Here is an 11907-nt window from a genome sequence, read left to right on the forward strand (position 1 = left end):
CAGCAAATAAAGAATTTTCGGTTGGAGCTTGGCCTTATCCAAGCCCCGTCCAAGACCGCAGGCGTAAGTACGTAGAAATAAATTACTTACTTAATTTCCTGCGTAGACGGTGAGAGAGCCAAATGAAATTTATTTTCTGGATTCTGCTCACCGTGTTTTAGCGCTCAGGCACATCCTGTGCTTTGAGTGAAGTGAGTTCCGGGTTTTCCCGGTTAATCCAGGAGCAAGAAGCTAATGGCACTAAATCTTCAAGACAAACAAGCGATTGTTGCTGAAGTCAGCGAAGTAGCCAAAGGCGCGCTGTCTGCGGTTGTTGCGGATTCTCGTGGCGTTACCGTAGATAAAATGACTGAACTGCGCAAAGCATGTCGTGAAGCTGGCGTTAGCGTACGCGTTGTACGTAACACCCTGCTGCGTCGTGCTGTTGAAGGTACTGAGTATGAGTGCCTGAAAGAAGCGTTTGTTGGTCCAACCTTGATTGCTTTCTCTTCTGAACATCCGGGCGCAGCTGCTCGCCTGTTCAAAGAGTTCGCTAAAGCGAACCCAGCATTCGAGATTAAAGCGGCAGCCTTTGAAGGTGAGTTTATCCCAGGATCAAACATCGATCGTCTGGCAACACTCCCAACTTACGATGAAGCAATCGCACGCCTGATGGCAACCATGAAAGAAGCCTCTGCTGGCAAACTGGTTCGCACTCTGGCTGCACTACGCGATCAGAAAGAAGCAGCTTAATAGCCTATTTCCTTCGTTGCTTTTTAACGTATAAACTTTTTCTGAATTTTAGGAACACTTGTTATGTCTATCACTAAAGAACAAATTCTGGACGCAGTTGCAGAAATGTCTGTAATGGACGTTGTTGAACTGATCAGCATGATGGAAGAGAAATTCGGCGTTTCTGCTGCTGCAGCTGTAGCTGTAGTTGGTGGTGCTGCTGAAGCAGTTGAAGAAAAAACTGAATTCGACGTAATCCTGACTGGCGTTGGCGCTAACAAAGTTGCTGTAATCAAAGCAGTACGTGGCGCAACTGGCCTGGGTCTGAAAGAAGCTAAAGACCTGGTTGAAAGCGCACCAGCAGCACTGAAAGAAGGCATCAGCAAAGACGACGCTGAAGCTCTGAAAAAATCTCTGGAAGAAGCAGGTGCTTCTGTTGAGATCAAGTAAGATCAGTTTGAAGTTCGCAGCCTGATTTTTTAAGGCTGGCGGCTGGCGATTATTTAATCGCCAGCCTTTTTGCGCTGTAAGGGTATTGTTTGTTAAGGTGGCATCGAACACCTTGCTTTAACAACATTATCTTATGGGCATTGAATCGGGGATTAGTAGCATTTCACACTGTTTAGCTGCTAATTAGCCCAGAATACTTCTTCCTATTGACGACTTAATATACTGCGTTCTCAGCTACGATCCACTCGGGTAGCTCGGTAGTCATGTAACGCAATGAAATGATTTAAGAGTAATAGTAATGAGTATTACGGAAAATATTCTATTTTCTGTTCGAAAAAATAGTGTTGCCGAGTGCTGTCCTTAAGGGCGGACAGAGTGGGTCACTTATCAGCGAGCTGAGGAACCCTATGGTTTACTCCTATACCGAGAAAAAACGTATTCGTAAGGATTTTGGTAAACGTCCACAAGTTTTGGATGTTCCATACCTTCTTTCTATTCAACTTGACTCGTTCCAGAAGTTTATCGAGCAAGATCCTGAAGGCCAGAATGGACTGGAAGCGGCCTTCCGTTCTGTGTTCCCAATTCAGAGCTACAGCGGCAATTCCGAGCTGCAATATGTAAGCTACCGTCTTGGTGAGCCTGTCTTTGATGTTAAAGAGTGTCAGATCCGTGGTGTGACTTATTCCGCACCGCTGCGCGTTAAATTGCGTCTGGTAATCTATGAGCGCGAAGCGCCAGAAGGCACAGTCAAAGATATCAAAGAACAAGAAGTCTACATGGGTGAAATTCCACTCATGACTGATAACGGGACTTTCGTTATCAACGGTACTGAGCGTGTTATCGTATCTCAGTTACATCGTAGCCCAGGCGTTTTCTTTGACAGCGATAAGGGTAAAACCCATTCATCCGGTAAGGTACTGTATAATGCACGTATCATTCCTTACCGTGGTTCATGGCTGGATTTCGAGTTTGATCCAAAAGATAATCTGTTTGTGCGTATCGACCGCCGTCGTAAATTACCGGCTTCGATTATTTTGCGTGCGATGAATTACACCAGCGAAGACATCCTGAACCTGTTCTTCAATAAAACTGTTTTCGAAATTCGTGACAACAAATTGCAGATGACTCTGGTTCCAGAACGTCTGCGTGGTGAGACTGCTTCATTTGATATTGAAGCCAACGGTAAGCTTTATGTTGAAAAAGGCCGCCGCATCACTGCTCGCCATATCCGCCAGTTAGAAAAAGATCAGGTAGACCGCATTGAGGTTCCTGTTGAATACATCGCGGGTAAAGTTGTTGCAAGAGATTACATTGATCAGCACACAGGCGAAATCATCTGTGCTGCTAACATGGAACTCTCTTTGGATCTGTTGGCACGTCTGAGTCAGTCTGGCCACAAATCTATCGAGACGCTGTTTACCAATGATCTGGACCATGGTGCATACATCTCCGAAACATTGCGCATTGACCCAACCAATGATCGCCTGAGCGCACTGGTTGAAATCTATCGCATGATGCGTCCTGGTGAGCCACCAACACGTGAAGCCGCAGAGAACCTGTTTGAGAACCTGTTCTTCTCTGAAGATCGTTATGATCTGTCTGCGGTAGGCCGCATGAAGTTCAACCGTTCACTGGATCGCAACGAGATTGAAGGTTCCGGTATCCTGAGCAAAGAAGACATCATTGATGTGATGAAAAAGCTCATTGATATCCGTAACGGTAAGGGTGAAGTCGATGATATCGACCACTTGGGCAACCGTCGTATCCGTTCCGTTGGTGAAATGGCTGAAAACCAGTTCCGTGTTGGTCTGGTTCGCGTAGAACGTGCAGTGAAAGAGCGTCTGTCTCTGGGCGATCTGGATACTCTGATGCCACAGGACATGATCAACGCCAAGCCAATTTCGGCGGCGGTGAAAGAGTTCTTTGGTTCCAGCCAGCTTTCTCAGTTCATGGATCAGAACAACCCACTGTCTGAAATTACCCATAAACGCCGTATTTCTGCGTTGGGTCCAGGCGGTCTAACTCGTGAGCGTGCAGGCTTTGAAGTTCGAGACGTACATCCGACTCACTATGGCCGTGTATGTCCAATCGAAACTCCTGAAGGTCCAAACATCGGTCTGATTAACTCATTGTCCGTTTATGCACGTACCAATGAGTATGGTTTCCTTGAAACCCCTTACCGTTTAGTTCGTGATGGCGTAGTAACTGATGAAATCCATTACCTGTCTGCGATCGAAGAAGGTAACTACGTTATTGCACAGGCAAACACCGTATTGGATGAAGAAGGCCACTTCGTTGAAGAATTAGTTACTTGCCGCCATTACGATGAATCCAGCTTGTTCAACCGTGATCAGGTTCAGTACATGGACGTTTCGACACAACAGATCGTGTCCGTCGGTGCTTCCCTGATCCCATTCCTTGAACACGATGACGCCAACCGTGCATTGATGGGTGCGAACATGCAACGTCAGGCTGTTCCAACTCTGCGTGCTGATAAGCCGCTGGTCGGAACAGGTATGGAACGTGCGGTAGCGGTTGACTCCGGTGTAACTTCTGTTGCTAAACGCGGTGGTTTGGTTCAGTACGTTGACGCATCCCGTATCGTCATCAAGGTTAACGAAGATGAAATGTACGCGGGTGAAGCGGGCATCGATATCTATAACCTGACCAAATATACCCGTTCTAACCAAAATACCTGTATCAACCAGATGCCATGTGTTTCTCTGGGTGAAATGGTTGAACGTGGTGACGTGTTGGCTGACGGTCCGTCCACTGACTTGGGTGAACTGGCTCTGGGCCAGAACATGCGCGTGGCGTTCATGCCATGGAATGGTTATAACTTCGAGGACTCCATTCTCGTATCTGAACGTGTTGTTCAGGAAGACCGTTTCACAACTATTCACATTCAAGAACTGGCTTGTGTGTCCCGTGACACCAAACTGGGGCCTGAAGAAATTACTGCCGACATCCCTAACGTGGGTGAAGCTGCGCTGTCTAAACTGGATGAATCCGGTATCGTTTATATCGGTGCGGAAGTGAAAGGCGGCGACATTCTGGTTGGTAAAGTAACACCAAAAGGTGAGACTCAGCTGACACCAGAAGAAAAACTGTTGCGTGCTATCTTTGGTGAGAAAGCGTCTGATGTTAAAGACTCCTCACTGCGCGTACCAAACGGTGTATCCGGTACTGTTATCGACGTACAGGTCTTTACCCGCGATGGCGTAGAGAAAGACAAGCGTGCGTTGGAAATTGAAGAAATGCAGTTGCGTGAGGCGAAAAAAGACCTGACGGAAGAACTGCAAATTTTCGAAGCCGGCCTGTTTGCCCGTATCCATTCCGTGCTGGTTGCCGGTGGTGTTGAAGCAGAAAAACTCAACAAACTGCCTCGTGAGCGTTGGTTGGAACTGGGCCTGGCTGATGAAGAAAAACAAAATCAGCTGGAACAGTTGGCAGAGCAGTATGACGAACTGAAAGCAGAGTTCGAGAAAAAACTGGATGCCAAACGCCGTAAGATTACACAAGGCGACGATCTGGCTCCGGGCGTACTGAAAATTGTCAAAGTGTATCTGGCAGTGAAACGTCAGATCCAGCCTGGTGACAAGATGGCAGGTCGTCACGGTAACAAGGGTGTTATCTCCAAGATCAACCCGATTGAAGACATGCCTTACGATGAAAACGGTACAGCGGTTGACATCGTACTGAACCCGCTGGGCGTACCATCACGTATGAACATCGGTCAGATCCTGGAAACTCACTTGGGCATGGCGGCGAAAGGCATTGGTGACAAGATCAATGCGATGCTGAAACAGCAGCAAGAAGTTGCCAAACTGCGTGAATTTATCCAGAAAGCGTATGATCTGGGTGACGATACTCGTCAGAAAGTTGACCTGAACACCTTCTCCGACGATGAAGTGATGCGTTTGGCTGAAAACCTGAGAAAAGGTATGCCAATTGCAACACCAGTCTTTGACGGTGCAAAAGAGACTGAAATCAAAGAGCTGCTGAAACTGGGTGGCTTGCCGACTTCCGGTCAGATCACCCTGTTCGACGGCCGTACTGGTGAACAATTTGAGCGTCAGGTAACTGTTGGTTACATGTACATGCTGAAATTGAACCACTTGGTTGATGACAAGATGCACGCCCGTTCTACCGGTTCTTACAGCCTGGTTACTCAGCAGCCGCTGGGTGGTAAGGCACAGTTCGGTGGCCAGCGCTTCGGTGAGATGGAAGTGTGGGCATTGGAAGCATACGGTGCTGCGTACACCCTGCAAGAAATGCTCACCGTTAAATCCGACGATGTGAACGGTCGTACCAAGATGTATAAAAACATCGTGGATGGTAACCACCAGATGGAACCCGGTATGCCGGAATCTTTCAACGTATTGCTGAAAGAGATCCGTTCGTTGGGTATCAACATCGAGCTGGAAGACGAATAAATCGTTTTCCCGCTGGTATCGTCCGGCATAATAAATGTGCCGGGCGGTTTACCAGCCAGTGGTTACACTGATCCCAGTGGTTATACTGGTTACAGAAGGTGAGTGGCATGGGCCATTCACCTGACAGGTCTAACTCCGACAGGAGCCATTTCGTGAAAGACTTATTAAAGTTTCTGAAAGCGCAAACTAAGACCGAAGAGTTTGATGCGATCAAAATTGCTCTGGCCTCTCCAGATATGATCCGTTCGTGGTCATTCGGGGAAGTAAAAAAGCCGGAAACTATTAACTACCGTACGTTCAAGCCTGAGCGTGACGGCCTTTTCTGTGCACGTATTTTCGGGCCAGTAAAAGATTACGAATGCTTGTGTGGTAAATACAAGCGTTTGAAACACCGTGGTGTGATTTGTGAGAAGTGTGGCGTTGAAGTAACCCAGACCAAAGTGCGTCGTGAACGCATGGGTCACATCGAGCTGGCATCTCCTACCGCTCACATCTGGTTCCTGAAATCTCTGCCATCCCGCATCGGTTTGCTGCTGGATATGCCTTTGCGCGACATTGAGCGCGTACTGTACTTTGAATCTTATGTGGTTATCGAAGGCGGCATGACCAGCCTTGAGCGTAGCCAAATCCTGACTGAAGAACAGTATCTGGATGCATTGGAAGAGTTCGGTGATGAGTTTGACGCAAAAATGGGTGCAGAAGCAATCCAGGCTTTGCTGAAAAACATGGATCTGGAAAACGAATGCGAAACCTTGCGTGAAGAGCTGAATGAAACCAACTCTGAAACCAAACGCAAAAAGCTGACCAAGCGCATCAAACTGCTGGAAGCTTTCATTCAGTCTGGTAACAAACCAGAGTGGATGGTTCTGACCGTTCTGCCAGTTCTGCCACCGGATCTGCGTCCATTGGTTCCACTGGATGGTGGTCGTTTCGCGACTTCAGACCTGAATGATCTGTATCGCCGTGTTATTAACCGTAACAACCGTCTGAAACGCCTGCTGGATCTGGCTGCGCCAGACATCATCGTACGTAACGAAAAACGTATGTTGCAGGAAGCGGTTGATGCGTTGCTGGATAACGGCCGCCGCGGTCGTGCCATTACTGGTTCCAACAAACGTCCTCTGAAATCCCTGGCCGACATGATCAAGGGTAAACAAGGTCGTTTCCGTCAGAACCTGTTGGGTAAACGTGTTGACTACTCCGGCCGTTCTGTAATCACCGTAGGTCCATACCTGCGTCTGCATCAGTGTGGTCTTCCTAAGAAGATGGCGCTGGAGCTGTTCAAACCATTTATTTACGGCAAGCTGGAATTGCGTGGTCTGGCGACGACCATCAAAGCAGCCAAGAAAATGGTTGAGCGTGAAGAAGCGGTTGTGTGGGATATCCTGGATGAAGTGATCCGTGAGCACCCGGTTCTGCTGAACCGTGCACCGACCCTTCACCGCTTGGGTATTCAGGCATTTGAACCTGTTCTGATCGAAGGTAAAGCGATTCAGTTGCACCCATTGGTGTGTGCGGCATATAACGCCGACTTCGATGGTGACCAGATGGCTGTTCACGTACCGCTGACACTGGAAGCCCAGCTGGAAGCACGTGCGCTGATGATGTCTACCAACAACATCCTGTCTCCAGCGAGCGGTGAGCCTATCATCGTTCCATCTCAGGACGTTGTATTGGGTCTGTACTACATGACCCGTGACTGTGTTAACGCGAAAGGCGAAGGCATGGTTCTGAGCGGGCCTAAAGAAGCAGAGCGTGTTTACCGCGCAGGTCTGGCTTCTCTGCACGCTCGCGTTAAAGTTCGTATCACTGAAGAAGTGAGAGATGGCGAAGGCAATGTCACTGTCAATACAGGTCTGGTTGATACCACTGTAGGCCGTGCCATCCTGTGGATGATCGTACCGAAAGGTCTGCCATATTCACTGATTAACCAGGCGTTGGGTAAAAAAGCAATCTCCAGAATGCTGAATACCTGTTATCGCGTACTGGGCCTGAAACCAACAGTTATCCTGGCTGACCAGACCATGTATACCGGTTTTGCTTACGCTGCCCGTTCAGGGGTATCCGTAGGTATCGACGACATGGTCATTCCTGAGAAGAAAGAAGGCATCATCGCGGAAGCGGAAGCGGAAGTGGCCGAAATTCAGGAACAGTTCCAGTCAGGTCTGGTAACTGCTGGCGAACGCTATAACAAAGTTATCGATATCTGGGCCGCGGCAAACGAACGTGTTGCTAAGGCGATGATGGAAAACCTGTCTACTGAAACGGTTGTTAACCGTAACGGTGAAGAAGAACAACAGGTTTCTTTCAACAACATCTTTATGATGGCGGACTCCGGTGCTCGTGGTTCTGCTGCTCAGATCCGTCAGTTGGCGGGTATGCGTGGTCTGATGGCGACTCCAGATGGTTCGATCATCGAAACCCCAATCACCGCGAACTTCCGTGAAGGTCTGAACGTACTCCAGTACTTCATCTCAACCCACGGTGCTCGTAAAGGTCTTGCGGATACCGCATTGAAAACGGCGAACTCCGGTTACCTGACTCGTCGTCTGGTTGACGTTGCCCAAGACTTGGTTGTGACTGAAGATGACTGTGGCACTCATGACGGTATCCTGATGACTCCGGTTATCGAAGGTGGTGATGTTAAAGAACCACTGCGTGAGCGCGTACTGGGCCGTGTAACGGCTGAAGATGTTCTGAAACCGGGTACTGCTGACATTCTGGTAGAGCGTAATACTCTGCTGAATGAAAAATGGTGTGACCTGTTAGAAGAAAACTCCGTTGACAGCGTCAAAGTACGTTCCGTAGTAAGTTGTGAAACTGACTTCGGTGTTTGTGCTAAGTGTTATGGTCGTGACCTTGCTCGTGGTCATATCATCAACAAAGGTGAAGCTGTTGGTGTTATCGCGGCACAGTCAATCGGTGAGCCGGGTACACAGCTGACGATGCGTACGTTCCACATCGGTGGTGCGGCATCTCGTGCGGCAGCAGAATCCAGCATTCAGGTACGTAACAAAGGTCAGTTGAAACTGTCCAACGCGAAATTCGTTACAAACTCAGCGGGCAAACTGGTTATTACTTCCCGTAATACCGAATTGCGCCTGATTGACGATTTCGGCCGTACTAAAGAAAGCTATAAAGTGCCTTACGGCTCGGTATTGGCAAAAGGTGATGGAGAGAAGGTAACCGGCGGCGAAACCGTTGCGAACTGGGACCCACATACCATGCCAGTCGTGAGTGAGGTTTCCGGTATCATCCAGTTCTATGACATGGTAGATGGCCAGACCATTACCCGTCAGACGGACGAATTGACCGGCCTGTCTTCACTGGTTGTTCTGGATAGTGCAGAGCGTACCGGTAGTGGTAAAGACCTGCGTCCAGCACTGAAAATCGTCGATGCTCAAGGCAACGATGTTCTGATCCCGGGTACAGATATGTCTGCTCAGTACTTCCTGCCGGGTAAAGCGATTGTTCAGCTGGAAGATGGCATCTCTATCTCTGCGGGTGATACGCTGGCACGTATTCCTCAGGAATCTGGCGGTACTAAGGATATTACCGGTGGTCTGCCACGCGTTGCGGATCTGTTCGAAGCGCGTCGTCCGAAAGAGCCTGCAATTCTGGCAGAAATCAGCGGTATTGTTTCCTTCGGTAAAGAAACCAAAGGTAAACGTCGTCTGGTAATCAGCCCACTGGATGGCAGCGATGCTTACGAAGAGATGATCCCTAAATGGCGTCAGCTCAACGTATTCGAAGGTGAGGTTGTTGAACGCGGTGACGTGATCTCCGATGGCCCAGAATCTCCACATGACATTCTGCGTCTGCGTGGTGTTCATGCGGTTGCTCGTTACATCACCAACGAAGTGCAGGAAGTTTACCGTCTGCAAGGCGTTAAGATTAACGATAAACACATTGAAGTTATCGTACGTCAGATGTTGCGTAAAGCGACTATCGCAAATGCAGGCAGCTCTGAATTCCTTGAAGGTGAGCAGGTTGAATACGCGCGCGTTAAAGTTGCAAACCGTAAACTGGAGCTGGATGGCAAAGTACCAGCGACTTTCCACCGTGACTTGCTGGGTATCACCAAAGCATCACTGGCAACAGAGTCCTTCATTTCTGCGGCGTCGTTCCAGGAAACAACCCGCGTACTGACTGAAGCTGCTGTTGCAGGTAAACGTGATGAACTGCGTGGCCTGAAAGAGAACGTTATTGTTGGTCGCTTGATCCCTGCGGGTACAGGTTATGCCTACCATCAGGATCGTATCCGTCGTCGTCACGAAAACGAAGTGGTTGAAGCACCACAAGTTAGCGTTGACGAAGCAACTGCAAACCTTGCTGAATTACTGAATGCAGGTTTTGGTAACAGTAGCGGTAACGAGTAATACCTGATGTATAGCATACTGAACCAGTATGGTTAATCGCGAAATGCCCTCTCTTGGTAGAGGGCATTTTTTATTAGATGGAAAATGAAAATGAGATGGTTCATTTATGTTATTTCCATATTCTTCTTATCATTTTTGATCTGTTTTTCCTATCCGGTATTAGCACTGCATCAGGATTTTGCAAACTATCGCAATATGGAAGTGCTCCGAGATAGTGAAATCTATTCTTGGATTGGCGAGCATGTCACTGAAGTAGGGATCGTAAAGAAAGGGCAGACATTAAAGATTGCTAAAGAAGAAGATGAAAAAAGTGCTTATTATGAATTTCACTTCGGTAATGGAACGGGCTATATCGAAAAAGAGAATTTAAGGGGCATTAAACAATCTGCATTTTCTGAAGACCCTTTTAATACACTTCATAAAAAAATCACCCAAAATTTGATGATATTTAAGGCGATTAAAGTCTATAGCACACCTGACATAGGCAGCAAACCTATTGCCATTTTGGCGGGAAATCTCCGTTATCCGATGTTGGATAAACTACAAAATCACTTACACCAAACTTGGTATGAAATTAATATAGGTGAGCGGTTAGGTTATATTCATGGTCAAGATGTTGAATTGGATAATGGAATACCTTTGTTAACCTATCACCATATCCTTCAGGACAAAGAGAATAAGCGTTTTCTCCATACCTCAACAACAACCTCTCTGACTGCTTTTCGCAATCAGATGAGATACCTGAAACAAACGGGCTACACCACAATTTCATTATATGAATTGGAAGGCTATCTCAATGGCAGTATCAACTTACCGGCTAAAGTGGTTGGTTTGACCTTTGATGATGGGCTAAAATCCGTCTATCGCTATGCCTATCCTACTTTGAAAGAGAATGGCCTGAAAGCAACATTGTTTATTATTTCATCCCGGATTAAACGTCATCCACAGAAATGGGATCCGAACAGTCTGCAATTTTTGAGCCTTTCTGAATTGTATTCTATGCAGAATTCATTTGATTTCCAATCGCACACTCACTTTCTGCATCGGCTGGGAAAGAATAAGCAACCTATATTATTCAATCGAACGTATCATACCATTTTGTATGATTTCAAGCGGTCCAGACGTTCTCTGACAGAACTTAATCCCCATGTTTTTTATCTTTCTTATCCTTTTGGTGGGTATAACCCAAAATCAATGAAAGCCGCGAAAAAATCCGGGTTTCACTTGGCTGTTACTACGAAACAGGGAAAAGTAAAGCTGGGAGATAATCCTTTCTCGTTGAAGCGATTATATATTTTACGGACAGATCCGATTGAAAAAATGGCGAGATTAATCGCTAATAAGCCAGATCTAATGCCTTTGCAATCGATTGATAATCATATATAGGATGTAAAATAATTCGTTTTTAATCTTTTATTGATAGTAATGTTTTTATTTTTACTCTAAATATAGAGCTAAAATTAAAACTCATCTAAATAATTAAAGGGATGTGAATTTTTTTAAAAGGAATTTTTTGATATGGTTAAACGGATTTAATAAAAAATAAATCTTTATAGGATGATGTTGATGGAGATATTAATGGAAGCGCTTGGTATGATACTTGAGATACTTGAGGTATTGTATAAACTCATAAAATACACTATTGAATTTTTAGTGTGGATATTTAAGAAGATAGTGAGTAATATCGTTGTTTCTTTGTTTTTAATGGTTATTTTCTTTTTTTTGCTTTCTGCAACATTACCTAAAATTATATTAAGTATAATATTTTTAGTAATATTAGGTTGTTTGTTCTATAAATATCGAAAAAAGATAAAAGATTATCTTAATAAAAAAGGAATTATGAATTACTTCAAGTGAGCTTAGAGTTGGAATTTAATGTAATAAAATATTGTTGGGTTATATTAAGAGCCTATTCCTTTAGGCTCTTAAAA

6 protein-coding genes are annotated in these 11907 nt (G+C 46.2%); all 6 read left to right on the plus strand.

Annotated features, from left to right (window positions below; genetic code table 11):
* Nucleotides 1–234: 234 nt before the first annotated feature.
* Entirely contained in the window at nucleotides 235–732 is a 498-nt protein-coding gene (gene rplJ, locus Xsze_RS05920; protein WP_038237926.1) for a 50S ribosomal protein L10, read from the plus strand.
* Nucleotides 733–795: 63 nt separating this feature from the next.
* Complete coding sequence (gene rplL / locus Xsze_RS05925; RefSeq protein WP_038237923.1) at nucleotides 796–1161, plus strand: 50S ribosomal protein L7/L12; 366 nt, start codon at nucleotides 796–798, stop codon at nucleotides 1159–1161.
* 407 nt (nucleotides 1162–1568) lie between these two features.
* On the plus strand, nucleotides 1569–5597 hold the full coding sequence (gene rpoB / locus Xsze_RS05930; protein WP_038237920.1) for a DNA-directed RNA polymerase subunit beta: 4029 nt from the start codon (nucleotides 1569–1571) through the stop codon (nucleotides 5595–5597).
* A 152-nt stretch (nucleotides 5598–5749) separates the two neighbouring features.
* A complete protein-coding gene (gene rpoC, locus Xsze_RS05935) occupies nucleotides 5750–9976 on the plus strand; it encodes a DNA-directed RNA polymerase subunit beta' (protein ID WP_038237918.1) in 4227 nt (1408 codons plus the stop codon).
* Between the two features lie 90 nt (nucleotides 9977–10066).
* Nucleotides 10067–11362, plus strand: coding sequence for a polysaccharide deacetylase family protein (locus Xsze_RS05940; RefSeq protein WP_038237916.1), 1296 nt, complete (start codon nucleotides 10067–10069; stop codon nucleotides 11360–11362).
* A 192-nt stretch (nucleotides 11363–11554) separates the two neighbouring features.
* Nucleotides 11555–11833 carry a hypothetical protein gene (locus Xsze_RS05945; protein WP_141557234.1) on the plus strand — a complete coding sequence of 93 codons (279 nt, stop codon included), beginning with the start codon at nucleotides 11555–11557 and terminating at the stop codon, nucleotides 11831–11833.
* Nucleotides 11834–11907 lie beyond the last annotated feature (74 nt).

The organism is Xenorhabdus szentirmaii DSM 16338 (assembly GCF_002632585.1).
Lineage (GTDB): Bacteria > Pseudomonadota > Gammaproteobacteria > Enterobacterales > Enterobacteriaceae > Xenorhabdus > Xenorhabdus szentirmaii.